This window comes from Vibrio sp. HDW18, from assembly GCF_011306175.1.
GTDB classification, from domain to species: Bacteria; Pseudomonadota; Gammaproteobacteria; order Enterobacterales; family Vibrionaceae; genus Vibrio; species Vibrio chanodichtyis.
Genome location: NZ_CP049913.1, coordinates 2,060,753 through 2,086,617 on the forward strand (window position 1 = coordinate 2,060,753; position 25,865 = coordinate 2,086,617).

Sequence of the window (25,865 nt, forward strand, 5' to 3'; positions counted from 1 at the left end):
GAATTTTTCTAAAGTTAAGTGATCGTTTGGCGAGATTGCTATCGGTTATACCGAAACTTACCGTTAGTTTGGTTTATGCAGTGAGCTTCGGTATAAAAATTAATTAGTATGAGGATAAAACATGCGCATCATTCTTCTCGGCGCTCCGGGTGCAGGTAAAGGCACACAGGCTCAATTCATCATGGACAAATTTGCGATCCCACAAATTTCGACTGGTGACATGCTGCGTGCAGCCATCAAGGCGGGCACTGAGCTTGGTCAGCAAGCGAAAGCGGTAATCGATGCTGGGCAATTGGTCTCAGATGAGATCATTTTAGGTCTGATCAAAGAGCGTATTGCTCAAGCGGATTGTGAGAAAGGTTTCCTACTTGATGGCTTCCCACGCACTATCCCACAAGCGGATGGCTTAAAAGCGATGGGTATCAATGTCGATTATGTGATTGAGTTTGATGTGGCTGATGATGTGATTGTTGAGCGCATGGCCGGTCGTCGTGCGCATATTGCTTCAGGTCGTACTTACCACGTAGTTTACAATCCACCGCAAGTGGCGGGTAAAGATGATGTGACTGGGGAAGATTTAGTGATCCGCGAAGATGATAAAGAAGAGACCGTTCGTGCACGTCTGCAAGTTTATCACACCCAAACTGCGCCGCTGATTGATTACTACGGTAAAGAAGCGGCGGCTGGTCATACTCAATATCTTAAGTTTGATGGTACTAAACCAGTGAGCGAAGTGAGTGCTGACATCGCTCACGCTTTGGCGTAACAATTCTTCCGATTATCTGATTGGATTGATAGGTCAAATAAAGCGGCAGTGATGCCGCTTTTTTTATACACTTTAATCCGTAGAACGATAATCTTAGCCTTGTGCTTATTGAAGGAAGCGATGAATCAGCATAAAAAAGTCGGTATTTTGCTGGCCAATTTGGGTACGCCTAATGCACCAACTACGCAAGCGGTGAAAGCGTTCTTGAGTCAGTTTTTACATGATCAGCGGGTGGTGGATATGAATCGCTGGTTATGGTGTCCATTGCTGCATGGGATTATTTTGCCGACTCGCGCACCGAAAGTGGCTAAGCTGTATCAGTCGATTTGGATGGAGCAAGGCTCGCCACTGATGGTTTATTCGCTCAGTCAACAGGCAAAGCTGGCACAGCTAACTCAATTTCCAGTCGAGCTGGGTATGACTTATGGCCAGCCGAGCTTATTGGACGGTGTACGTAAGTTGCAGCAGCAAGGCGTAGAGCAGATTGTTGTGCTACCGCTCTATCCGCAATATTCCGCTACGACAACGGCGGCGGTATTTGATGGTCTAGCACGAGCGTTGCGCCAATTACCTGTAGTCCCTCAGTTGCAATTTATTCCCGATTATCATGATCATCCGCTGTATATCCAAGCGCTCGCGCAAACTGTTCGCGATTCATGGCAGCAACATGGACAAGGTGATCTGTTACTTTGCTCTTACCATGGTATTCCGCAGCGCTATGCCGATCATGGTGATATTTATCCCCTACAGTGCCAAACCACCACTCGCTTACTGGCTGAGGCGTTAGGGTTAGCGGCGGATAAGGTGATGATGAGTTACCAGTCGCAGTTTGGTAAGGAAGTATGGCTGCAGCCTTATACTGACCAAACCATGCAAGCCTTGCCCAATCAGGGGGTGAAAAAGCTGGATGTGATTTGTCCTGCCTTTTCGGTCGATTGTTTAGAAACGTTAGAAGAGATCGCTGAGCAGAATCGGCACATTTTCCTGCACCATGGTGGTGAAGCTTTCCATTACATTGCTTGTTTAAACGATAGCTCGCCGCATATTGCGCTGATGGCGGATCTGGTCAATACGAATATTGGCAAGCCAATCATGGAGTATTAGAAAATCCCCCTTGGTGTGCTGGTATGGCAATTTAGTGCAATGGCGCTTAATGGCTGATTTCACCTTTGTCAGTTGGGTGTGATAGCATGCCCAAAAAAGTTGGCTGATAAAAATAAAGATGAAACGTTGGTATCTACTTTACTGTAAGCGCGGTGAACAGCAGCGCGCGCAGCTGCACTTGAACAATCAGAGTGTCGAGTGTTTCTACCCGAAAATATGGGTGGAGAAAATTCACAAAGGTAAGCAGCAAAAGCGCTTGGAACCACTGTTTCCATCCTATCTCTTTGTGCACTTTGATTTTGAATTGGGTCCTTGCTTTACCACTGTGCGTTCAACGCGAGGAGTGGTGGATTTTGTACGCTTGGGGCTCATCCCACATGAAGTGCCAGCAGAACTGATTGATCAATTAAAGCTGCTTGATGCTGAAAAATCGCGCCAAGTGGTTAATCAGTTGCCAGAGCAAGGACAAACGGTACACGTTGCCCGAGGCCAGTTTGCTGGGATTGATGCTATTTATCAGCAACCGGATGGCGAAACTCGCTCGATTATGCTGGTTAACATGATCAGTCAGCAAGTACCGATCAGTATTGAAAATACGGATTGGGAAATCACCTAACGCTGAGTGAGTTTTCTACGCTGCACACGATAAAAAAGCCAGAGCGATCGGATCGGCTCTGGCTTTTTTGTTATCTGCGTTCTATTTGAGTTTGCTGTGAACGCATTAAAACTTAGTAAGCCTGTTTGTGCACCGCTTTCACCGCACGACCGGATGGATCGATGCAGTTTTTAAACGATTCATCCCACTCAATGGCTTTCGCGGAAGAGCAAGCGACGGATGGGCCTCCCGGTACGCAGCGTGCTGCCGATTCTAGTGGGAACAGCTCTTCAAAAATTTCTCGATACACGTAGCCTTCTTTGGTGGTCGGCGTGTTGTAAGGGAAGCGGAATGACGCGCTCTCCATCTGTTGATCGGTGACTTTGGCTTCCGCGGTGGCTTTCAGAGTATCAATCCAGCCGTAACCGACGCCGTCAGAAAACTGCTCTTTTTGACGCCATGCAATCGACGCCGGCAGATAATCCTCAAAGCATTCGCGTAGAATGTGTTTTTCCATCTTACCGTTGCCACACATTTTATCTTGTGGGTTGAGGCGCATCGCGACATCAATAAACTCTTTATCGAGGAAGGGAACACGGCCTTCTACGCCCCAAGCCGCCAGTGATTTGTTCGCGCGAGCACAGTCGAATAGGTTGAGTGCTAGCAGTTTGCGAACCGTTTCTTCATGGAATTCTTGCGCGTTGGGGGCTTTGTGGAAATAGAGATAGCCACCAAAGATTTCATCTGCCCCTTCGCCAGAAAGCACCATTTTAATCCCCATCGCTTTGATTTTTCTGCCCATTAAGAACATCGGGGTTGAGGCTCGAATCGTTGTGACGTCATAAGTCTCAATGTGATAAATCACATCACGGATCGCGTCTAATCCTTCTTGCAGGGTATAGATCATTTCATGGTGAACGGTGCCAATTTGCTCTGCCACTTCACGCGCCGCTTTGAGATCTGGCGCGCCTTCTAAACCAATCGCGAATGAGTGCAATTGTGGCCACCAAGCGGCGGTTTTCTCATCATCTTCAATTCGCATGGCGGCAAAACGTTTCGCAATCGCTGAGGTAATTGATGAGTCGAGTCCACCAGACAGCAGTACCCCATAAGGCACATCGGTCATCAGTTGACGTTTTACTGCGGCTTCTAACGCTTGGGTGAGTTCTTGCTTGCTGCTGACGTTGTCTTTTACTGCATCATAGTGGTTCCAGTCTCGCACGTAGTAGCGCGTCGCGGTTTTATCTTGTGAGCTTAAATAGCTACCAGGAGGAAATTCACTCAAGGTTTTACACACCGGAACCAGTGCTTTCATTTCCGAAGCGACATATAAGTTACCGTGTTCATCATGGCCCTGATAAAGCGGGATGATGCCAATATGGTCACGGCCGATCAGGTACTGGTCTTTTTCTTCATCGTAGAGGACGAAGGCGAAAATGCCGTTGAGTTCTTCTAATAGCTCAACCCCTTTATCACGGTATAGAGCTAAGATCACCTCACAATCAGAGTCAGTTTGGAATTGATATTGGCCTTGGTAACGCTCACGGATCTCTTTGTGGTTATAGATTTCACCATTGACCGCTAAGATCAGCTTACGATCTGGGCTATACAGGGGTTGCGCACCGCTGCTCAGACCGACAATTGCCAGACGTTCATGAGCCAGAATGGCTTTGTCGCAGGCGTAGATCCCAGACCAGTCAGGGCCACGATGGCGCAGTTTTTTCGACATTTCCAGTGCCACTGGTCGTAATGCCGCTGCATCGGTTTTAATGTCTAAGATGCCAAAAATAGAACACATATCAATTCCTTTTAAATGTTTTTTAATCTGTTGGCATTAATTTGCCATTCTGATTAAAAATCGCAACCCTTGCTTAGGTTTTATTTTGAATAAAAAGATTTTGATTAAATTTTTTCTATTTATTTGTTGGTTTGGTTAGATGCGGTTTAATAATTGATGGGAAAATAGACGATAGGGCGAAATTCGCCCTATGCCTGACTAGCGTTTGGTAAAGTTTGGCTTGAGTTGCTCCGATACATGGCGTGCAAAACCAGTACCCGCCTCACTGTAAATGTTGAATGCCGCGTGAGCTCCTTGCTCAAGCAGGCTCTCGATCTGATCTGGATACTCTGCTATCGCGGCAATTTGTCCTTGGTAATGGCGTTTGTGTAATTGTTCAAGTGCCACTTGGTTAGCTTGATGGTGGGGCATCGCCAGTAACACCAGTTTGACTTTTCCGGTGTCAAAAATGCGCTCCCAAAAATCAGGGTCGGTTGCATCACCAGAGATCACATTGCGTCCCTGTTCACGATGGCTAATTGCGGCATCTTCACGAATTTCGACCCCGAGACAGATCTCGCCATGCCGTGAGGTGAGCTCTTCATAAGCGCCACGGCCGATCCTGCCCATGCCTAAAATCAGCACTTGTGCTGTACCAGGATCAATCAGCCGATCACGGGTATGCAGTGACTCGGCGGCACACTCTTTCAGCCATCTGGCTGAACGCTGGTATATGGCATGACCTTTACGTTCAATTGGCGCGGCTAAAATAAACGATAAAGGCACCGAAACCGCTAGGGCGACCAGAATATCACTGTTGATCCAGCCCATTTTGAACGCCAGTCCACCGACAATCAGCCCAAATTCACTGAAGTTAAACAGTGAGAATGACGCAAGCAATGAGGTGCGCACCCGGAAATGGAATTGATGGATGACCCAAAAATACAGAACCCCTTTGATTGGCAGCAGCAGCAGTAACAGCAGCGCAAGCATGATCCCGGTGCTGGTCGGTTGGGCGGACAGTCCGATATTGAGAAAGAAGCAGACTAAGAATACTTCTTTGAGATTGAATAGGGCTTTGGATAATTCCGAGGCTTTATGATGGCTGGCGAGCATCATGCCTAAAATCAGTGCGCCAAGATCGGGTTTCATACCAACCAGTTGGAAGCTGCCTGCGCCAACGACTAGCGCAAAGAAAATGCCAAATAGGACCAGCATTTCACCATGGCCGACCCAATCTAATAGTTCATAAAACAGTGGGCGTAGTAACGGCAGAATGAATAGGCCAATGGCGTACCACTCTGGCAGTTTGCCAGTGGAGGCGGTGAGGAACACTACTGCAAAAATATCCTGCATGACCAGAATACCAATCGCCAGCGTGCCGTAGGTGGCATTCATTTCACCTTTTTCTTGTAGCGATTTTACCGCAAAAACCGTACTAGAGAATGACAGGGCAAAACCGACCAAAAGCAGTTTATCCAACGAGAGCTCGGCCAGACTGGTGAGTCCTAGTTGTTTGAAGATCAACAATAAAATCGTGAATAGTGCGGTCGAGAGCAAATTGTGGATGGTCGCACCGGCCCAGATCTCTTTCGCGAGCAGAGTTTTGACCTCCAGCTTTAAGCCGATGGTAAACAGAAGCAGAGTGACCCCTAAATCCGCCAAGGTCGAAAGGGTCGCATTGCTTGTAAATCCATAAGCATTGAGGGCAAATCCGGCGATCAAAAAGCCGACCAGTGGGGGTAAATGGCACTTTAAAGCGATAAATCCGGCTAGAAAAGCCGCAGAAAGAAGTATCAAATCCATGAGCTATGTTCTTAATTTAATAATAAAAAAACGGTGGTATTACATACCACCGCCATTATAGGTTAATCTGTTGCTCAAATTTAACTAAAAAGCTTAGTCTTCCAACAATTTTTGTAACAAAACGCCATTTAACATCGCGCGCTTGATCATTGCAAAAGCACCTATGGTTGGTTGCTTATCGAGTTGTGAAGCGACAATCGGCAAATGTTGGTGGAACGTTTTCAGTGATTGATTTTCGACATTACGTTGAATGGCAGGAAACACGATCTCTTTGGTGGCGGTGATTTGTCCGGCAATCACAATTTTCTGTGGGTTAAACAGGTTGACGGTAATGGCAATCGCTTTACCGAGTTGATTGCCGACTCGCACCAGCGCTTGTTTAGCCAGTTCATCACCTGCATTGGCATGTTGGCAAACTTCATCAATCGTGATGCTGGATAAATTAGCCAGTGATGATTCATAGCCTTGTGCGATCAATTTTTTAACTCGTGAAACAATCGCTGGATTGGTGGCGACAGTTTCTAGGCAGCCAAAATTGCCGCACTGGCACTGTTCACCGAGTGGATCAATTTGAATATGGCCAATTTCACCAACGTTGCGGTTATAGCCTAAAAATACTTGGCCGTTAACGATGATCCCTGCCCCAGTACCGCGGTGCACGCTAACTAAGATCGAGTCTTGGCAGTCTTGGCTGGCTCCGAAATAATGCTCGGCCAGCGCCATACCGCGTACATCGTTACCGACAAAACATTCCACCGCAAACTGTTCACGAATGGCAGCACCAAGCGGTAGTTGATTGATCTCAACATTGGGCATGTATTCCACTACGCCCGTCTCTGGATTAATCAAACCAGGTAGTGCAACACCAATCGCAATTAATTGTTCAATCAGAGCGTTATGTTGTTGCACAAATTGTTGGATGCGTTTGATAAGGTTGGTCAGCAACACCTCTTGGTTGTGGTAGTGAAACTCATGGTGCTCATCAACCAGCGAGTTTCCGCCCAAGTCATACAGACTGAGCTGGATATAGTCGCGGCCGATACGGACCGCGATAGAGTGAAAGGGTTGTACTTCGGTGGTTAACGAAATCGCTCGTCGACCACCCGTCGAAGCTTGTTGGGCGACCTCTTTAATCAGGCCGCGCTCAAGCAGTTGGCGGGTAATTTTAGTAACACTGGCGGGAGCCAACTGACTGATATCAGCCACTTGGATTCGACTGATCGGTCCTTGTTGGTCAATCAAGCGGTAAACCGCTGCACTATTTAGTTGTTTAACTAAATCTACGTTACCAATTTGTCCGCCATTCATTATTAATTGTGCTCGTATTGTCCGTTAACTACTGTCGCTTTAACATTGAAGTCGCGGTCAAAAACAGTCAGGTTGGCGATCATACCTTTTTTGATACGACCTAATTTATCATCAACACCGATTGCTTTGGCTGGATACAAAGTCGCCATTCGCAGCGCTTCATCTAAAGCGATCCCTACATGCTCAACCGTATTTTGAACTGCTTCAATCATGGTTAGGGCTGAACCGCCAAGTGTACCATTTTCATCAATACATTTGCCGTCTCGGTAATATACTTTCTTACCAACAAAAATAAAGTGATCCATCTCTGCACCTGCAGGAGCTGTGGCATCGGTCACTAATACTAGCTTATCGCCCTTGATTTTATGAGCAATTCGGATGTTGGCGTAATCAACATGGAAGCCATCGGCGATGATCCCCGCATACACTTCTGGCGTATCATAAATTGCGCCGACTACGCCGGGTTCACGACCCACCATTGGCGTCATCGCATTAAATAAATGAGTGGCGAAAGTGATGCCAGATTCAAAGCTTTGGCGTGCTTCGGCATAAGTTGCGTTGGTGTGGCCGATAGAAACTACAATCCCGGCTTTAACCAGTTTTTCGATGTGCTCAGGTCGGTTATTTTCCGGTGCTAGAGTCACTTTGGCGATCACATCGCGATTGGCACACATGGTTTCAATCATTTCGTCATCAGAAGGGCGGATAAAATCGACACTGTGAATGCCTTTTTTCATCACATTGAGGTAAGGGCCTTCTAAATGCAAACCGAGCGATTGATTCGGATATTGGTTTTGATACTCACGAGCTGCTGCAATCGCTTGACGCATATCTTGATCAGAAGAGGTGATCAGGGTCGGTAAGAAGCTAGTACAGCCAGATTTCAAATTGGCTTGGTGCATGATATCGATGGTTTTTGCCGTGATCTCATCATTGAGCATCACTCCACCACAGCCGTTGAGCTGTAAATCGATAAAACCAGGGCTAAGATTCGCACCTTGTAGGTCAATCACTTTAATATCCGCAGGCAAAGACGCGACTGGGCAAACCGCTTCGATTTGTTGGTGTTGGATAACCACCGCGTGGTTTATTAGTACATCATTGCCAGTATAGATTTTGCAGTTAGTTAGCGCGTACATGATCAGCTAATCCTCTTGTCAATATTTTTAGATTCAGTGTCTTCCCTTACTCGTTGACATTGTCGAGCAGCCTTCGCTCACCCAGTCGTAGCCTGTTGCTATGCTCATGGGGACGGATCTGCTGCTTAGCTGCAACACCAAGAGGTTTGGGCATAGCGACTTGACAAGATGACGCCACTAAAACGTGTATCCCCTTTCTGCTTGAAGCTGCAGTGGTGTTGGCTACGTTTGCTCACCCCAATCACATAGTTTGCCTATGCTCATGGGGACTCAATCACTTGCCGCTTACCTGCAACTCCAAGGAGTTTGGGTATCTTTCACTTAGTTAGCGAACTTTAATCAAGACGCGAATTATCTTTTTTGCTGAAGCCGACAGTAACTGCGGCTAAAAATAAGTGCTGGTCTGGCTATTTTTTATCGAGCTTTACCTGGTTAATTAAGTGCGTAAAGCGATGTTTAATAGTGTAACACGATGGAGGTCTGACCAACAAACGCTATGATACTAATGTATCAAGGCTGTTTTTTTGTATCTTAAAATAAGTTTTATGATCTGGCTAGCAAAATCCTTGTGTTGTGCCCGCGTCTGGTGATTAGGATCACAAATGATGAGGTTTTAATTTGCGGAGCAAAATTAATGTCATAAACTGACTTGGACTAAATTGGGAGGCTAAAAAAAGTCTTCTAATACTATATAAAAATCCTATAGGGGGAACTTAAGGTGAATATTCTCGGATACTTCCAGAAAGTAGGTAAGGCGTTGATGGTACCGGTTGCCACCTTGCCTGCCGCTGCAATACTCATGGGCATCGGTTACTGGATCGACCCTAATGGTTGGGGTGCAAACAGTGCATTAGCCGCTTTCTTGATCAAGGCGGGTGCTGCGATTATCGACAATATGTCAGTACTGTTTGCGGTCGGTGTCGCGTACGGTATGTCTAAAGATAAAGATGGTGCAGCGGCACTATCGGGTTTTGTTGGCTTCTTAGTGGTGACAACCCTACTGTCGCCAGGAGCGGTTGCACAAATTCAAGGTATTGATCCAAGTGCTGTGCCTGCTGCGTTTGGCAAAATTAACAACCAGTTTGTGGGTATCTTAGTCGGTATTGTTTCGGCGGAAATCTATAACCGTTTCTCAAGTGTTGAGCTGCACAAAGCGTTGGCGTTCTTCTCTGGTAAACGTTTGGTACCAATCTTGACCTCTTTCGCGGGTATCTTCATTGCCTTTATCCTGATGTACGTATGGCCACATGTGTATGGTGGTCTGGTGACATTTGGTGAGTCTATCCAAGATTTAGGCTCTGCTGGTGCGGGTATCTATGCCTTCTTTAACCGTTTATTAATCCCTGTTGGCTTACATCACGCACTTAACTCAGTATTCTGGTTTGATGTTGCGGGTATCAACGATATTCCTAACTTCTTAGGTGGTGCAAAATCTATCGCTGAAGGTACGGGTATCCCAGGTATTACCGGTATGTACCAAGCGGGCTTTTTCCCAATCATGATGTTTGGTCTACCAGGTGCGGCACTGGCTATCTATCACACCTCTACAGCTAAGAATAAAGAAAAAGTGGCTTCGATCATGATCGCAGCAGGCTTTGCTTCATTCTTTACTGGTGTAACTGAACCACTTGAATTCTCATTCATGTTCCTAGCTCCAGCGCTGTATGTACTGCACGCAGCGTTAACGGGTCTGTCAGTGTTCATCGCCGCTTCAATGCAGTGGATTGCAGGTTTTGGTTTCTCAGCCGGTCTGGTCGATATGGTGTTGTCATCTCGCAACCCTCTAGCCGTTAACTGGTACATGCTGATTGCACAAGGTCTGGTATTCTTTGCTCTGTACTATGTGATTTTCCGCACTGCGATTTTAAAATTCGGTCTGAAAACACCAGGTCGTGAAGATGATGACAGCGACAATCAAATCTCTGGCGCAAAAGAGTCTTCTGAGCTAGCAAAACAGTACCTGAAAGCTCTGGGTGGCCATGCTAACTTGTCAAGCATTGATGCGTGTATCACTCGTCTACGCCTATCGGTTAACGATATGAGCGTAATTGATGAGAAAACCTTAAAAGCATTGGGTGCAATGGGTGTGGTGAAATTGGGTACCAATAACCTGCAAGTGATCCTTGGCCCTCTAGCTGAAATCGTGGCGGGTGAAATGAAAAATATCAACCCAAACGATGATCTCTCAGCTGTAAAACTGCCATAGTCGTTGATCAATTTTAGAGATACTTCAAGCCTTCGCGAAAGCGGAGGCTTTTTCGTTACCGCTTGCCAAGCGACAACCGGTGACCGCTACCCGTCATTTGGTGAGTGAGCGACGATATAACCAGCAAACCATAGAAATAATCACAACAAATCCATACTTTTTATTGTGCCAACGCTAAGAATTGTGGATGATTAGCGGCAATATTTTCTGTTTTCTAGCCTATGCTACGCTACGCAAATTTTTGCCGCGCAAGAGACAGAAACGCTTTCTGACAATACTAAATGAATTTTGAGGTGCTATAGATGAGTGAAGCTGAGGCTCGTCCATCGAACTTTATCCGCCAAATTATCGATAAAGATCTTGCGGATGGTAAACACACCACCGTGCATACTCGTTTCCCGCCGGAGCCGAATGGTTACCTGCATATCGGTCACGCGAAATCAATTTGTCTGAATTTTGGTATTGCTCAGGATTATCAGGGCCAGTGTAATCTGCGTTTTGATGATACCAACCCAGAAAAAGAAAACCTCGAATATGTTGAGTCAATCAAGAAAGATGTGACTTGGCTTGGCTTTGAGTGGTCAGGTGAGGTTTGTTACTCATCGGATTATTTTGACCAGTTGTATAAGTATGCGATTGAGCTGATTGAAAAAGGCTTGGCGTATGTCGATGAGCTGACACCTGAACAAATTCGTGAATACCGTGGCACCTTAACTGCGCCAGGTAAGCACAGCCCATACCGCGATCGTAGCGTGGCGGAAAACCTGGCCTTGTTTGAAAAAATGCGTGCCGGTGAATTTGCTGAAGGCCAAGCGTGTTTACGCGCCAAAATTGACATGGCTTCTTCTTTCATTGTGATGCGTGATCCTGTGTTGTATCGCGTGCGCTTTGCCACTCACCATCAAACCGGTGATAAGTGGTGTATCTACCCGATGTACGACTTTACTCACTGCATTTCCGATGCGCTAGAAGGGATCACTCACTCAATCTGTACTCTTGAGTTCCAAGATAACCGCCGTTTGTATGACTGGGTTCTGGATAATATTACGATTGCTTGCCAACCACGCCAGTATGAATTCAGCCGCTTAAACCTTGAATATACGGTGATGTCTAAGCGTAAACTCAACCAACTAGTGACTGAAAAACTGGTTACTGGCTGGAATGATCCGCGCATGCCAACCATTTCCGGTTTACGTCGCCGTGGTTTTACCCCAAGTGCGATTCGAGAGTTTTGTAAACGGATTGGGGTGACTAAACAAGAAAATATGATTGAATACAGTGCGTTAGAATCATGCATTCGTGACGACCTGAATGAAAATGCCCCGCGTGCGATGGCGGTGCTGGATCCAGTTAAAGTGGTGATTGAGAACTTCGCCGCGGAAAGTGTAGAAACCCTAACTTTAGCCAATCATCCCAATAAACCGGAGATGGGTGAGCGCGAAGTGCCATTTACGCGCGAATTGTGGATTGAGCGCGAAGATTTTCGTGAAGAAGGCAACAAGAAATACAAGCGTTTGGTGTTAGGTAAAGAAGTTCGCCTGCGTGGTGCTTATGTGATCAAAGCTGAGCGTATCGAAAAAGATGCACAAGGCAATATCACCACTATTTTCTGCTCTTACGATCCACAAACTTTGGGTAAAAATCCAGCCGATGGACGTAAAGTGAAAGGGGTGATCCACTGGGTATCTGCAGAACAGGGTGTCGCTGCTGAATTTTGTCTGTACCAGCCTCTGTTCACTGTGCCAAATCCGGCTGCTGCCGATGACTTTGCGGCTACAATTAACCCACAATCATTAACCAAAGTGCAAGGTTATGTTGAGCCAAGTTTGCTTGCCGCCCAACCGGAGTGCGGTTATCAATTTGAGCGGATGGGGTATTTCTGTGCCGATAACCAAGATTCTACGCCACAAGGATTGGTGTTCAATCGCACGGTCGGTTTACGCGATAGCTTTGCAAAAATCGATGAACAGTAATCAAAACGGTTAGTTTTGTTCGCTAAGCCAGCCACAGTGCTGGCTTATTTTTTACGGTGAAAATAAATTTGGTTGAGGTTAGCGCTGAAATTTGTGTGAGATTGCTGCGATTATTCCGGTCATGACACATTTTTTGCCTGCCAGTCTATAGTTTTGCTAAGTGGATCCGATATATTTAATCAATCTCCGTACTTCAAAATTCAAAGCACATATTGAGCCTTTTATGCGTCGATTTTTTCAACGACTGCTGCTGTCGATAACCACTGTGGTTGTGACTCAGATTTCTTTTGTCAGTGCAGAAAGCATTCGTTTGGTTGGTCCTAATGGCCAAGTACAATCTGCACCACAATACAGTGATAACACTGTGCGTCCATCGGTGGTTAATACCGAGCCAGCTCGATTTTTTGGACCGACCAGCGCCGATCAAACTTTATGGTCGATTGCGAGTCAATTCCGCCCATCAGCGAGTGTTTCGGTACAGCAAACCTTGTTGGCGATTTATCAACTCAACCCACAAGCGTTTGAGGGGCAGAATATTCATACGTTGATCCCCGGTAGCACGTTGCGTATTCCCTCATTGGCACAGATTAGCGCGAATACTAATCAACAAGCGGTTGATATTATGGCGGCTCATCAAGCGAAATTAACCGCCTCTCCAGTTACCCCACCACGGGTGCGTCCGGCGCCAGTTCGTAGCGCACCTGTGCCAGTGGCCAGCCCTAAAACTGAAGTGGTAGCCCAAGTACAAGCGGAGACAATCAACGCTAATGTTGCCAATAATGCTCAACTTGAGGCAAACCGTGCGGCGGATATTAATCGAGCTGCAGAAGCGGAAGTGATGGCGCTAGAGGAGAAAAATCACAGTTTGCGGGTCATGCTGTCACAAGTGCAATTAGAAATGAGTACGCTCAAGCAAGAATTGGGTGATGAAAACCGCATCCGTAGCGAAGTTGAGAAACTGCTTGAAGAAGAAAGGATTAAAGCACAAGAGGCGCAGCGCCTAGCACCTTCTGCTTTAGATAATTTACTTGCCAATGGCTGGTTAGTCGCTGTACTGGCGCTGATCCCAGGGTTATTGCTTGCCATTGTGATACTGCTGCTGATCAATCGTCGCTCGGCGGATCAGCAACAAATGGCGCAGCCATCATCCAGCATCGCTGGGGATCTAGCCATGGCGGCCCCTATGGGGTTAGCTGCGGATCAGATCGAAGATATTGGTGATGATTTACTGCTGGATGATGACTTATTCAGTAGCAGTGATGAAAAACCACTGGATGATGTTGAACAAGCTTTTGCTGATGATGATGTGTTTGCTGATTTAGATGAAGCAGATCTCGACTTTAATCTGAATCGACCAGACAGTGAAGAGCTATTTGTCGGCATCGATGATGACGGTGATTTGGATACCGAGTTTGATATTTTGGGGACCAGCGCCAATGGCATCTCAGTCAACGAAGAGGATAAAGCCCTCGGTTTAGACGAAATGGTGCGCGCGCTGGATGAAGCGAGTCAAGCCGATGCTCCTATGATGGCGGCAGACTCGTTTGACTTAGCCGATCAAAATCACCTTTCCGATGATGATATCGAATCGCTATTAGCGGGCGATGAAAATGATCTGTTGTTGGAGGGGAAGGTCGAACAGTCATTGTTGGATGAGTTATTAGCCAGCGAGTTGGATGCGCTTGACCCTGAACCAGCCTTGCAAGATAGCGCAACACTACAGGGGCTGCTTAATCAAGAGTTGGATTCACTCTCGACGGATGATGATTTTGAACTGAGTGATGCCACAATAACGGACACTGAGTTAGATCCTAAGCCGGAGTTTGCCACCCTTCAACCGCAGGCCGATTTTGAACCGGTTGAGCTAGCTGATCAAACTGCACTGCTGGATGAAATTCTTGCTGCACAAGACACTCCGATTGCTCAGGATAGTACAGAGCTACTGGAAGAATTATTAGCTGAATTCGATGCTCCTGAAACCGATGAATTGGGCCTACGCAGTTCAAACCTTGATCAGTTAGAGCCTGAGCTGGTTGAATTAGATCAAAATAGCACTCAATTGTTGGATGAAGTGCTCGGTGAGTCCGCGGTGAATGACGAGCTGGCTCAGTTTGATATTGATGCGAATAGCACTGAGCTACTGGATGAACTGTTGGCGGATTTCGATCTCGCCGATGATGCGACCGAACCAGCAACCCTGAGCGTCGAAGATGGTACCGAACTGTTTGATGAACTATTAGACATCGAGCAGCAGGCACAGCCATCGCAACCAGTGATAAACGATGAGTTTAATCGCGATACCTTTATTGATGATTTGCTTACCTCAGCACCCGCGCAAGATCCTTTGTTAGAGCCGCAGGAGCAGCATGAATCAGTAGGGTTAGCCGATGAGCCGGTCATCCAACCGGAAATCGAAGTCAGTGCAGCACCTATGCCGGTTTCTAATCCCTTGCCCGCCAATGAATTTGGTATTCCACAAGATGACGATTGGTTGGAGGAGGCTGGCGCGGGATCCGAGCCACCGCTCGATATGACGCCATTAGCCAGCCAAGCCTCGACGCTCACGGCGATGACGGATGCTGAGCTACCCGAATATACCGAAGCCGACGCTTTAGCTGATGCACTGCAAAGTGCACCTGAGTTGGCATTGGCTGCTGAACCACAAAATATCGAGCAGCCGAGCACAGTTGCTGAATTCGATGAGTGGGAATTACCCGAATATACCGAAGCCGACGCTTTGGCCGATGCGCTGCAAAGTGCACCTGAGTCGGCATTGGCTGCTGAACCACAAAATATCGAGCAGCCGAGCACAGTTGCTGAATTCGATGAGTGGGAATTACCCGAATACACCGAAGCCGAGGCTTTGGCCGATGCGCTACAAAGTGAACCCGATCGAGCATTGAATGTGCAGCCAGAATCGGATCCGCAGCATACAGTGCTTGACGTGTCGAACCGTACATTGCCCGAGGTCAGCGCCGAAGAGGATGTATTGGCCGACTTTGCAGAAATCGATCAAGAAGAGAATGATTTCTTAAATTTTGCCGAGTTGGAGTTACCAACGGCGAGTGAACCAGAGCCCGTTGCCGATGCCATAGTGCAAACCAGTGCGCCAGCACCAGCGATTGCCGACCCCGCGTTTGATGAGCAGGCGTTACACGATTTACTTAGTGAACCCAATCCGATTGATCAGCCGCTGCGCTTCGAACAGCCGTTGGATGCACAAACCATCGATAGTGCTGGAATGGATATTGATGCCATGCTGCAAATCGGCGGCGAGGATTGGAATGGTTTCCATCTCACGTCAGATCAGCAAGCGCAACTGCCTGATGAGGTTCCCGCAGAAGAACAGGATATTTGGGCTGCCAATACTCCAGAGCCTCAAGTTAAGTCAGAAGATTGGGGTGTGCAAGAGGAACAATTAGACTTCGACCCACGACGAGATGGTTACATGACCATTGACCAACTGATGGCACAAGTTGAATCGCAAGAGCAGGAGTTGGACCCCGATCAGCAAGAGCTAAAGCTTAATGTTGGTTTAGATGAGTTTCCCGATGTGATTGGCGATGTGCACGCGATTGATGTCGATAGTGGAGCAGAGGCGGCCGGTAAGCTCGATTTAGCCAAAATCTACATCGAAATGAATGATGAAAAAGGGGCAGTTAAATTGCTGGAAGAGGCGATTGTTGATGGTGATGATGAGATCCGCCAGCAAGCTAAACGATTGATTGACCGAATCCATGGTCGAGTATGATCCTAAACGAGAGGCCGCTAAGCGGCCTCACTTTTTGATCCTCGTTAGAAATTTGCTCGCAAACTGTTTATACTGCCCGCCCCATTTTTATAGAGACAAACAGCATGAGAATCGCGTTAGGTATCGAGTATGACGGGACTCACTACTATGGTTGGCAGCGCCAAAGAGACGTTAAAAGTGTCCAACAAGCGTTAGAGACAGCATTGAGTAAGATTGCCAATCATCCGGTTGAAGTGCAGTGTGCCGGTCGAACTGATGCTGGGGTGCACGGCACCGGTCAAGTGGTGCATTTTGATACCACGGCTGAGCGGCAGATGGCGGGCTGGACTATGGGTTGCAACGCCAATTTACCCAAAGATATTGCTGTCCGCTGGGCTTGTGTGGTATCGGATGAGTTTCATGCACGCTTTAGCGCTACCGCGCGGCGTTACCGCTATGTGATTTATAACCATGCTTACCGGCCTGGCATTTTGAGTTCAGGAGTCAGCCATTATCACGGCGAATTGGATGTCGAAAAAATGCAGCAAGCAGGTCAGTACCTGCTTGGGGAAAATGATTTCACCTCATTTCGCGCCGTCCATTGTCAATCGCGTAGCCCTTGGCGTAATGTGATGCACTTAAATGTGACTCGCCACGGCAATTATGTGGTGATTGATATTAAAGCCAATGCTTTTGTACATCATATGGTGCGCAATATTACCGGTAGCTTAATTGCGGTTGGGCGTGGGGAGCAGCCGCCAGAATGGATCGCGTGGCTGTTGGATCAAAAAAATCGCACCTTAGCCGCGGCGACCGCTAAAGCGGAAGGTTTATATCTAGTTAGCGTTGATTATCCGAGCCATTTTGGTTTGCCCACCATGCCGATCGGGCCACTTTTCTTACCCGATAATTTGAACTAATGGCTGGTAATTGACTCAAAAATAAACAATATTGCGCGCAGGTTAAGTGCTGGAAATAGGTACAACCAGTTTTTTGTCTACAGTTGGCATTTTCTGTGCTTTAATCCACACGCGTTTTTGTCGAATTTATCTTCCCTGCTGATGGTGGGGGATTGAGAGTAAAAGGTCTTCCATGAGTTGGCTCGAAAAAATTTTAGAGAAAAGCAACATTGTCAGTTCACGCAAAGCCTCTATCCCAGAAGGTGTTTGGACTAAGTGTACCTCGTGTGAACAAGTGCTGTATTACGCGGAATTGGAGCGTAACTTAGAAGTTTGTCCTAAGTGTGATCACCATATGCGCATGAAAGCGCGTCGCCGTTTGGAAACGTTTCTTGATCAAGACGAGCGTTTTGAATTGGCTGAAGAGCTAGAGCCACAAGATAAGCTGAAATTTAAAGATTCCAAGCGTTATAAAGAGCGTCTTGCTGCGGCGCAAAAAGCCAGTGGTGAAAAAGATGCGCTAGTGGTAATGAAAGGCGCGGTGCTCGGTGTGCCTGTCGTGGCGTGTGCCTTTGAATTCTCCTTCATGGGTGGCTCGATGGGTTCAGTGGTTGGCGCGCGTTTTGTGCGTGCGGTTGAAGCGGCGATGGAGCACAATTGCGGCTTGATCTGTTTCTCAGCCAGTGGCGGTGCCCGCATGCAAGAGGCTTTGATGTCGCTGATGCAGATGGCGAAAACCAGTGCCGCACTAGAGCGTCTCTCAAATAAAGGTTTGCCGTTTATTTCGGTGATGACTGACCCAACCATGGGTGGTGTTTCGGCCAGTTTAGCGATGCTCGGTGATATTAATATCGGTGAGCCTAAAGCACTGATTGGTTTTGCTGGTCGCCGCGTGATTGAGCAAACCGTACGTGAAGATTTGCCAGAAGGTTTCCAACGCAGTGAGTTCCTACTTGAGCATGGCGCGATTGATATGATTGTGGATCGCCGAGAAATGCGTCAGCGGGTTTCAAGTTTACTGGCCAAACTAACCGGGCAAGCCTCGCCGCTGGTGGTTTCTGTGAACGACGCGCCAAATGAAGTGCCTTATGCGGTACCAGAAGCCAATAAAAAAGGGTAAAGTAAGCGCTAACTAAACCAACAGATTCTATGGTTGTACGTTAGATGACTCAAAAGCCTATTCCCCAAGCCACATCGTCACTCGCGGTGTGGCTTGATTATTTAGCCCATATTCATACCTCTGCGATTGATCTCGGCTTAGAACGCGTTCAAGCCGTTGCCCAAGCCGCCAAACTTACCAAACCTGCGCCCATGGTGATCACCGTTGCCGGTACCAATGGTAAAGGCTCAACCTGTGCCTTAATGGAAGCCATTTTGCTGCACGCTGGCTATTCGGTTGGGGTGTACAGTTCACCACATCTGATCCGCTACAACGAGCGAGTACGCATTAACGGCCAAGATCTTGCCGATGAAATGCACACTCAAGCTTTTGCGCATATCGAGCAACAGCGCGGTGATGTAAGCCTGAGTCTGTTTGAATTTGGCACACTGGCAGCGCTGTATCTGTTTGAGCAACAAAAAGTCGATGTGTTGCTACTTGAAGTTGGCTTAGGCGGCCGGTTAGATGCGACCAATGTGGTGGATCATGATGTCAGTGTGATCACCAGTTTGGCGCTCGATCATATCGATTGGCTAGGCGATGATCTGGGTGTGATCGGTTATGAAAAAGCGGGGATTTTCCGCGTTGGTAAACCGGCAGTGTGTGGCCAGCCTAAACCGCCGGCCAGTGTGGCCGGCCATGCGGATGATATCGGTGCCAAGTTGCACCAAGTTGGCATTCAATTTACTTATCAAACAACTTCATCCACGACATGGGATTGGCGCAGTGGCCGCTTTGGATTAACCGATTTGCCGATCCCGGCCTTGCCATTACCTAATGCGGCAACCGCGTTAATGGCGCTGGGTTGCGCAGGGTTGGAGATTAGCGATCTGGATATTGTGGCCGGTTTGGCCAACGCTCAGCTCGCTGGCCGCATGCAGCAGATCAGCAGCGCACCAACCATAGTGCTCGATGTCGCACACAATCCGCACTCGGCACACTATTTAGCTCAGCAGCTCAAACAGCGCTACCCACAGCAAACGCTCCACTTGGTGCTGGGCATGTTGCACGACAAAGATATCGCCGCGACCGTAGCCGAATTAATGCCGCTGGTGAATCATTGGTATCCGGCCTCGCTATCTGGCCCACGGGCGGCAACTGCGGCGCAACTCTGCCAGTATTTACCCGCTGACACAACTCACTATGCGGATCCGGTGGTCGCATTTAAAGCCGCGTTGACACAGGCTGAGCCACAAGATGTCATTGTGGTGGCAGGCTCTTTCCATACCGTGGGTGAAGTGCTGGAAGATTGGCAAAAGAGAGGGCAGTAGATGGCCAGTAAATTTCAAAGTCGTTTAGTCGGCACCATAGTGTTGGTGGCGCTTGGCGTCATCGTATTGCCCGATGTGTTGGATGGCAAGAAAACCCATTTTAAAGAGCAAGTCGCGAGTATCCCGCTTAAGCCACAGTCACAAGGTGAGGTTGAAAAATTTGTGGTACTTGATCCGGTGCAAGATACGCTCGCTTTGCCAGCCACGCCGGTTACGGTCACGCAAACCAGCAATCAAGCGAGTGCTCAGACAACAGCTGTTGCGAGTAATGCACCGCAGACCCCCGCTTCGCCAACCAACAGCTTGGTGGAGCAGAGTTTGCCTGTGAGCATCAGCACTGCAACAAGCAATGATTATCAAGACTCTGCGTGGATCATTCAGTTAGTGGCGCTGAAAAATGCTGACAACGCGCGCAACTTGGTGGCGGATTTGCAAAAACGTGGTTATCAAGCGCATATCAAACAAGAAAACGATTTTACGCGAGTGATTATTGGCCCGGATGTTTCGAAATCCAAGCTCGAAATCCAGTTGCTGGAATTAGAAAAAATTACCGGCGCCAAAGGTCAATTGCTTAAATTTAAACCGTTAAACCCATAAGAAAACGTTTGCGTCGCGATTTTTTCTGTTAAAATGCGCGCCAACTTAAGATGTAAGAGCTCATGAACTGGTTAGATATTGTCATTTTAAGTGTGATCGGCTTGTCTGCGCTGATCAGTCTTGTCCGCGGCTTTGCTAAAGAAGCCTTGTCTTTAGTGATCTGGTTTGGGGCGTTTTATATTGCCTCGCAGTACTACCGCAAATTAGCGGTGTACTTTACCAACATTCAAGACGATATGTTTCGCAATGGAGCTGCTATCGCGGCGCTGTTTGTGGCGACGTTAATCGTTGGAGCGATCGTGAACTATGTGATTGCTCAACTGGTGGAAAAAACAGGATTATCAGGAACCGACAGAATTCTCGGAGTAGTGTTTGGTGCACTGCGTGGAGTGTTGATTGTCGCGGCAGGTTTGTTCTTTATGGATGCGTTTACCGCATTTCCAAACACAGAGTGGTGGAAGAGTTCGCAGTTAGTGCCTGAATTTAGTCGCATTATTGCTCCGTTCTTTGAACACCTAAAAGCAACATCAAGTTTTCTCTCTGGCGCAATTTAGCGCCGGAGACGGTCGAAATCGAGGATTAGGACATGTGTGGTATTGTTGGAATCGTGGGTACAACGCCTGTAAACCAGTCAATTTATGATGCATTGACGGTGTTGCAGCATCGTGGCCAAGATGCTGCGGGTATTTGTACCATAGAAAGCAATCGTTTCCGTCTGCGTAAGGCCAATGGATTAGTCAAAGATGTGTTTGAAGCCAAACACATGCAGCGCCTACAAGGCAATGTGGGTGTCGGCCATGTGCGCTACCCAACCGCGGGCAGTTCCAGCGCTTCAGAAGCACAACCTTTCTATGTTAACTCTCCTTTTGGTATCACGCTGGCGCACAACGGTAATTTAACCAATGCCAATCAAGTGCGACAAAAATTGTTTGAAAAAGACCGTCGTCACGTCAATACCACCTCGGATTCAGAAGTGCTGCTCAATGTACTTGCCCATGAAATCGACACGGTCAAAGGCAATGTCACCGCTGATGATGTGTTTCGCGCAATCAGCAATGTACACCGTACCATCCGTGGCGCTTACGCGGTCACCGCGATGATCATCGGTCACGGCATGGTGGCGTTTCGTGATCCGCACGGAATTCGTCCACTCTGTTTAGGCAAGCGTGAAGTGAATGGTCAGCACGAGTACATGGTCGCATCGGAATCGGTGGCCTTGGATGCCGTCGGTTTTGACTTTTTACGAGATGTCGCTCCGGGTGAAGCGATTTATATCACTTTTGATGGTGAGCTTTTCACTCAACAATGCGCGGATCATCCGGCGCTCAATCCTTGTATTTTTGAATTTGTTTACTTTGCGCGTCCCGATTCTTTCATTGATAAGATTTCGGTATACAGCGCTCGGGTTGAGATGGGCAAACGCTTAGGTCAGCGCATTAAAGATGACTACAGCGAGCTGGATATTGATGTGGTGATCCCAATCCCGGAAACATCATGCGATATCGCGCTGCGCATCGCGCAAGCAATTGATAAACCGTATCGGCAAGGTTTTGTCAAAAACCGCTATGTCGGCCGTACTTTTATCATGCCGGGTCAGCAGCAGCGTAAGAAATCGGTGCGCCGTAAACTCAATGCGATCCGCTCAGAATTTAAAGACAAGAACGTGTTGTTAGTCGATGATTCGATTGTGCGTGGCACGACCTCAGAGCAGATCATCGAAATGGCGCGTGATTCTGGTGCGAAAAAGGTTTACATCGTTTCGGCGGCTCCGGAAATTCGTTTCCCGAACGTTTATGGTATTGATATGCCAAGCGCGAACGAGTTGGTGGCCCATGGCCGCGATAATGATGCGATTTGTAAACAGATTGGAGCCGATGCACTGATTTTCCAAACCCTAGATGATCTGGTGGATGCGGTCGGTTGCGGTAATCCGGATATTGCTAAGTTTGAAGCTTCGGTATTTAACGGTGAATACGTGACTGGGGATATCGATCAGCAGTATTTGGATTTTCTGGAATCGATGCGTAGCGATGATGTCAAAGTGCAACGCGAAATTCAGCAAGATCTCGCCAACTTAGAGCTGCACAACGAAGGTGCTTAAGTAGGATAGAGGGTGGTTTGAGTGAGCTCAGCCACCATTTGATCACCAACCATTCGATGATTAACGGCTTGATGATAAAAAGGCTTCCCGAGGGAAGCCTTTTTGCTTTGATGTGCAGAATGACAAGGGGCGAGTTACAGCACCAATGCCGCAATCCAACCAAAGATGATCAGTGGCAGGTTATAGTGGATAAAGGTCGGGACCACAGTTTCCCACACATGCTCATGTTGTCCATCAGCATTAAGGCCAGAAGTTGGGCCTAAGGTTGAATCTGAAGCGGGTGAGCCTGCATCGCCTAACGCAGCCGCGGTACCAATCAGCGCGACGGTTGCCATCGGTGAAAAGCCAAAAGAGAGGCACAACGGCACATAAATGGTGGCAATGATCGGAATGGTCGAGAATGATGAGCCAATCCCCATCGTCACCAGCAAGCCAACGACCAACATCAATAACGCCGCGAGCGCTTTGTTATCGCCAATACTGGTCGAAAGGGAAGTGACCAGTGTTTCTACTCCGCCAGTGGCTTTCATTACCGCAGCAAAACCAGCGGCTGAAATCATGATAAAGCCAATCATCGCCATCATGTGCACGCCTTTGGTGAATACATCATGAGTCTGTTTCCAAGCAATCACGCCACCAAAAATAAACACCATAAAGCCAGCCAGCGCACCGATAATCATTGAGCCTGTGGTTAATTGCACGGCAAGTGCCACCACAATGCCTACGCCAGCAATTGCGATATGCTTACGATTGATTGTGCTGGTGGTAGATTGCGCTACAGTCAGTTCACTGGTTTTGTATTCGCGCGGCTTGCGATAGCTGAATAATACGGCGATCAGCAGACCGCAGATCATGCCAGTGGCGGGCAGCAGCATCGCGGTCGGAACTTGGCTCGCGGTGATCGTTTCTAGCCCGTTATCATGCAGATTTTTGAGCAGAATGTTATTGAGGAAAATGCCACCAAAACCGACCGGCAGTACCATGTAAGGGGTGATCAAACCAAAAGTGAGTACACAGGCCACTATGCGGCGGTCGAGTTTGAGTTTGGCAAACACACTCAGTAGTGGTGGGATCAAAATCGGAATAAATGCGATATGGACTGGGATCACGTTTTGCGATGCCATTGCCATCAGCAGCAGTGAGATCAGCACAACGTATTTTAAGCCAGTTGAAGCGATATGGTTTTCTTGACCATGAATACGCCGGATCACGCTCTGCGCCAACAGATCAGTGATGCCAGATTTAGAAATCGCTACCGCAAAAGTACCAAGCATAGCGTAACTGAGGGCGATCGTCGCACCACCACCCAAACCGCTTTCAAAAGCGGCCACAGTTTCATTGAGACTCATACCTGCAACTAAACCACCAACTATTGCGCTGAACGTCAAGGCAACCACGACGTTTACTCGCATCAGGGCTAGCAGCAGCATGACACAGACGGAAATGACTACTGGATTCATATTTTTTTCTCGAGATGTTGTGTTTCCCCTGCTGACCTGATCTTGCAAGTACACAGGGTTTTGCCTTATCGGTTGAAGTGAGCTATCGATTGAGGTTAACCATCGATGATTGTGCGCTTCAAGCTAACTCGGCATCATTGTTATTGTCCTCATTATCAGTGGCCAGTGGCCAGCCACCTAATGCCTTCCACTGGTTGACAATGGTGCAGAACAGCTCTGCGGTTTTTTGGGTATCGTACAGCGCTGAATGCGCTTCACGATTGTCAAACTCCAACCCTGCCGTCGCACATGCTTTGGCCAACACGGTTTGACCAAAGGCAAGGCCGCTCAGTGTTGCCGTATCAAAGGTGGCAAAGGGATGGAAAGGGACTCGTTTCAATTTGCCGCGTTCGCTGGCGGCCATCACAAAACTATGATCAAAATTGGCGTTGTGGGCCACAATGATCGCGCGACTACAATTGGCCGCCTTTTGCTCTTTGCGCACCAGCTTATAAATCTCTTTTAACGCATGTTCTTCACTGACGGCTCCACGCAGTGGGCTAAAAGGGTCATAAATGCCAGTAAATTCCAGTGCGGCTTTTTCAATATTCGCGCCTGCAAACGGCTCAACATGAAAATGGATGGTACTCGCTGGGTGCAAGTCGCCATTGTGATCCATACTCAAAGTGACCGCACAAATTTCTAACAGTGCATCGGTTTGCGCGTTGAATCCTGCGGTTTCTACATCGATAACTACCGGAAAATAGCCACGAAAGCGTTTTTTTAGGGTCAGCGCGTCATTTTTATCAGTCATGCGGGTTCTAATTGGGGCTAATAAGAGGAGCATTATTGCAGATTCTGCGCAGGAGCAAAACCTAGCGGTCTTTATTTGCGCTAATTAATTGAGCAATGTGAAGAGGATAGAGTCTCGTGTGTCGAGTGAATGGTCGTGTTGCACGCTATGGGAGTGGATCTTCTGGCTAGATTTTTGCATCTAATCGTTCAGAGTTTCACAGGTGGCAAATTATCGCCTGAGCATCCGCGAGTAGTGGTGAGAAAAAGTATTTATGAATAAATGGGTTATCACAAGTGTGTTTGCCTTAGGCACGTTAGCTGCGCCAGTTGCGTTGGCGTTAGAGGTGCGTTATGCGGCGACACCGCAGCAGTCAAGTTGGCAAATGGTGGCCGATACTCCGTTGGAGTGCCGCTTGGTACACCCGATCCCTAATTATGGCAATGCCGAATTTTCTTCGCGCGCGAGTAAGCAAATCAATCTCGATTTTGAGTTGAAAATGCGTCGTCCTATGGGGGAGACACGCAATGTCAGTTTGGTGTCGCTGCCACCGATCTGGCGTCCTGGTGAAGCGGCGGATCGCATCACGAACTTGCAATTTTTTAAACAGTTTGATGGTTATATTGGTGGTCAGACGGCGTGGTCCCTGCTCAGTGAATTAGAAAAAGGTCGTTATCCCACTTTCAGTTATCAGGATTGGCAAAGCCGAGATCAGCGGATTGAAGTGGCACTTTCAGCCGTGCTGTTTCAACCCTCTTACAACCAATTTAGTGATTGTATTGCTAAGTTGCTGCCGTACAGTTTTGAAGATATTTCATTTACGATTTTGCATTACGATCAAGGGAATAGCGTTGAGCTGAATAAAGCCTCGCAAAAGCGTTTAGCACAAATTGCCGAATATATACGCTACAACCAAGATATTGATTTAGTGCTCGTGTCGACCTATACCGATTCGAGTGAGAGTAACAGCCACAGCCAAAATTTGTCTGAGCAGCGGGCGCAAGTGTTACGCGAATACTTTCAATCGATTGGTTTGCCGGAAGATCGTATTCAAGTGCAAGGGTATGGCCGACGTCGGCCGATTGCGGATAATGCCTCACCAATCGGTAAGGATAAAAACCGCCGCGTGGTGATCTCGTTTGGTCGTACTCAGGTGTGAGCAGACTCACACCTGAAAGCTTGGGGGATTAGGAGAATGACGA

At 47.7% G+C, this 25,865-nt stretch carries 19 protein-coding genes; 13 read left to right on the forward strand and 6 right to left on the reverse strand.

The genetic code is table 11. From position 1 onward, the window contains the following. Window positions 1-121 precede the first annotated feature (121 nt). From adk to rfaH, 3 genes are all read left to right on the forward strand, one after another. Window positions 122-766 (forward strand): adenylate kinase, encoded by a 645-nt coding sequence (gene adk / locus G7083_RS09950; protein WP_166014624.1) that lies wholly within the window; start codon window positions 122-124, stop codon window positions 764-766. Window positions 767-886: 120 nt separating this feature from the next. Next, window positions 887-1,870, forward strand: a complete 984-nt coding sequence (gene hemH / locus G7083_RS09955) for a ferrochelatase (RefSeq protein ID WP_166014625.1) — start codon at window positions 887-889, stop codon at window positions 1,868-1,870. 118 nt (window positions 1,871-1,988) lie between these two features. Further along, window positions 1,989-2,486, forward strand: coding sequence for a transcription/translation regulatory transformer protein RfaH (gene rfaH / locus G7083_RS09960; protein WP_166014626.1), 498 nt, complete (start codon window positions 1,989-1,991; stop codon window positions 2,484-2,486). Window positions 2,487-2,598: 112 nt separating this feature from the next. Here the strand turns inward: rfaH and asnB are convergent, their stop codons facing one another. From asnB to nagA, 4 genes are all read right to left on the reverse strand, one after another. Further along, on the reverse strand, window positions 2,599-4,263 hold the full coding sequence (gene asnB / locus G7083_RS09965; RefSeq protein ID WP_166014627.1) for an asparagine synthase B: 1,665 nt from the start codon (window positions 4,261-4,263) through the stop codon (window positions 2,599-2,601). 198 nt (window positions 4,264-4,461) lie between these two features. Further along, entirely contained in the window at window positions 4,462-6,048 is a 1,587-nt protein-coding gene (locus G7083_RS09970; RefSeq protein ID WP_166014628.1) for a cation:proton antiporter family protein, read from the reverse strand. 93 nt (window positions 6,049-6,141) lie between these two features. Next, window positions 6,142-7,356, reverse strand: coding sequence for an ROK family protein (locus G7083_RS09975; protein WP_166014629.1), 1,215 nt, complete (start codon window positions 7,354-7,356; stop codon window positions 6,142-6,144). Window positions 7,357-7,358: 2 nt separating this feature from the next. Further along, window positions 7,359-8,495, reverse strand: coding sequence for an N-acetylglucosamine-6-phosphate deacetylase (nagA, locus tag G7083_RS09980; RefSeq protein WP_166014630.1), 1,137 nt, complete (start codon window positions 8,493-8,495; stop codon window positions 7,359-7,361). Between the two features lie 718 nt (window positions 8,496-9,213). Here nagA and nagE point away from each other — a divergent pair. The 9 genes from nagE (at window position 9,214) to purF (ending at window position 22,431) form a co-directional block, all read left to right on the forward strand. After that, window positions 9,214-10,701 (forward strand): N-acetylglucosamine-specific PTS transporter subunit IIBC, encoded by a 1,488-nt coding sequence (nagE, locus tag G7083_RS09985; RefSeq protein WP_166014631.1) that lies wholly within the window; start codon window positions 9,214-9,216, stop codon window positions 10,699-10,701. A 302-nt stretch (window positions 10,702-11,003) separates the two neighbouring features. Further along, window positions 11,004-12,674 (forward strand): glutamine--tRNA ligase, encoded by a 1,671-nt coding sequence (gene glnS / locus G7083_RS09990; protein WP_166014632.1) that lies wholly within the window; start codon window positions 11,004-11,006, stop codon window positions 12,672-12,674. A 223-nt stretch (window positions 12,675-12,897) separates the two neighbouring features. Further along, window positions 12,898-16,425 (forward strand): FimV/HubP family polar landmark protein, encoded by a 3,528-nt coding sequence (locus G7083_RS09995; protein WP_166014633.1) that lies wholly within the window; start codon window positions 12,898-12,900, stop codon window positions 16,423-16,425. 104 nt (window positions 16,426-16,529) lie between these two features. After that, window positions 16,530-17,324: a tRNA pseudouridine(38-40) synthase TruA gene (gene truA, locus G7083_RS10000; protein WP_166014634.1), complete on the forward strand. Its 795-nt coding sequence runs from the start codon at window positions 16,530-16,532 to the stop codon at window positions 17,322-17,324. 172 nt (window positions 17,325-17,496) lie between these two features. Beyond that, entirely contained in the window at window positions 17,497-18,423 is a 927-nt protein-coding gene (gene accD, locus G7083_RS10005; RefSeq protein WP_166014635.1) for an acetyl-CoA carboxylase, carboxyltransferase subunit beta, read from the forward strand. 44 nt (window positions 18,424-18,467) lie between these two features. Continuing rightward, a complete protein-coding gene (folC, locus tag G7083_RS10010; RefSeq protein ID WP_166014636.1) occupies window positions 18,468-19,733 on the forward strand; it encodes a bifunctional tetrahydrofolate synthase/dihydrofolate synthase in 1,266 nt (421 codons plus the stop codon). Beyond that, a complete protein-coding gene (locus G7083_RS10015; RefSeq protein WP_166014637.1) occupies window positions 19,734-20,330 on the forward strand; it encodes an SPOR domain-containing protein in 597 nt (198 codons plus the stop codon). A gap of 62 nt (window positions 20,331-20,392) precedes the next feature. Beyond that, window positions 20,393-20,884, forward strand: a complete 492-nt coding sequence (locus G7083_RS10020; protein WP_166014638.1) for a CvpA family protein — start codon at window positions 20,393-20,395, stop codon at window positions 20,882-20,884. Window positions 20,885-20,916: 32 nt separating this feature from the next. Next, entirely contained in the window at window positions 20,917-22,431 is a 1,515-nt protein-coding gene (gene purF, locus G7083_RS10025; RefSeq protein ID WP_166014639.1) for an amidophosphoribosyltransferase, read from the forward strand. Window positions 22,432-22,565: 134 nt separating this feature from the next. Here purF and G7083_RS10030 read toward each other — a convergent pair whose 3' ends face one another. Together G7083_RS10030 and rnt are read right to left on the reverse strand one after the other, a co-directional pair. Then, window positions 22,566-23,891, reverse strand: a complete 1,326-nt coding sequence (locus G7083_RS10030) for a Na+/H+ antiporter family protein (RefSeq protein WP_166014640.1) — start codon at window positions 23,889-23,891, stop codon at window positions 22,566-22,568. Between the two features lie 118 nt (window positions 23,892-24,009). Further along, window positions 24,010-24,684 (reverse strand): ribonuclease T, encoded by a 675-nt coding sequence (gene rnt / locus G7083_RS10035; RefSeq protein ID WP_166014641.1) that lies wholly within the window; start codon window positions 24,682-24,684, stop codon window positions 24,010-24,012. Window positions 24,685-24,937: 253 nt separating this feature from the next. On the opposite strand from rnt, the gene G7083_RS10040 reads away from it, so the two are divergent. Continuing rightward, complete coding sequence (locus G7083_RS10040; RefSeq protein ID WP_166014642.1) at window positions 24,938-25,822, forward strand: OmpA family protein; 885 nt, start codon at window positions 24,938-24,940, stop codon at window positions 25,820-25,822. Window positions 25,823-25,865: the final 43 nt, after the last annotated feature.

What these genes read in the sequence shown, in the direction of transcription:
- adk (WP_166014624.1), top strand. Translation starts at nt 122, where the DNA reads ATGCGCATCATTCTTCTCGGCGCTCCGGGTGCAGGTAAAGGCACACAG.
- hemH (WP_166014625.1), top strand. Translation starts at nt 887, where the DNA reads ATGAATCAGCATAAAAAAGTCGGTATTTTGCTGGCCAATTTGGGTACG.
- rfaH (WP_166014626.1), top strand. Translation starts at nt 1,989, where the DNA reads ATGAAACGTTGGTATCTACTTTACTGTAAGCGCGGTGAACAGCAGCGC.
- asnB (WP_166014627.1), bottom strand. Translation starts at nt 4,263, where the DNA reads ATGTGTTCTATTTTTGGCATCTTAGACATTAAAACCGATGCAGCGGCA.
- G7083_RS09970 (WP_166014628.1), bottom strand. Translation starts at nt 6,048, where the DNA reads ATGGATTTGATACTTCTTTCTGCGGCTTTTCTAGCCGGATTTATCGCT.
- G7083_RS09975 (WP_166014629.1), bottom strand. Translation starts at nt 7,356, where the DNA reads ATGAATGGCGGACAAATTGGTAACGTAGATTTAGTTAAACAACTAAAT.
- nagA (WP_166014630.1), bottom strand. Translation starts at nt 8,495, where the DNA reads ATGTACGCGCTAACTAACTGCAAAATCTATACTGGCAATGATGTACTA.
- glnS (WP_166014632.1), top strand. Translation starts at nt 11,004, where the DNA reads ATGAGTGAAGCTGAGGCTCGTCCATCGAACTTTATCCGCCAAATTATC.
- G7083_RS09995 (WP_166014633.1), top strand. Translation starts at nt 12,898, where the DNA reads ATGCGTCGATTTTTTCAACGACTGCTGCTGTCGATAACCACTGTGGTT.
- truA (WP_166014634.1), top strand. Translation starts at nt 16,530, where the DNA reads ATGAGAATCGCGTTAGGTATCGAGTATGACGGGACTCACTACTATGGT.
- accD (WP_166014635.1), top strand. Translation starts at nt 17,497, where the DNA reads ATGAGTTGGCTCGAAAAAATTTTAGAGAAAAGCAACATTGTCAGTTCA.
- folC (WP_166014636.1), top strand. Translation starts at nt 18,468, where the DNA reads ATGACTCAAAAGCCTATTCCCCAAGCCACATCGTCACTCGCGGTGTGG.
- G7083_RS10015 (WP_166014637.1), top strand. Translation starts at nt 19,734, where the DNA reads ATGGCCAGTAAATTTCAAAGTCGTTTAGTCGGCACCATAGTGTTGGTG.
- G7083_RS10020 (WP_166014638.1), top strand. Translation starts at nt 20,393, where the DNA reads ATGAACTGGTTAGATATTGTCATTTTAAGTGTGATCGGCTTGTCTGCG.
- purF (WP_166014639.1), top strand. Translation starts at nt 20,917, where the DNA reads ATGTGTGGTATTGTTGGAATCGTGGGTACAACGCCTGTAAACCAGTCA.
- G7083_RS10030 (WP_166014640.1), bottom strand. Translation starts at nt 23,891, where the DNA reads ATGAATCCAGTAGTCATTTCCGTCTGTGTCATGCTGCTGCTAGCCCTG.
- rnt (WP_166014641.1), bottom strand. Translation starts at nt 24,684, where the DNA reads ATGACTGATAAAAATGACGCGCTGACCCTAAAAAAACGCTTTCGTGGC.
- G7083_RS10040 (WP_166014642.1), top strand. Translation starts at nt 24,938, where the DNA reads ATGAATAAATGGGTTATCACAAGTGTGTTTGCCTTAGGCACGTTAGCT.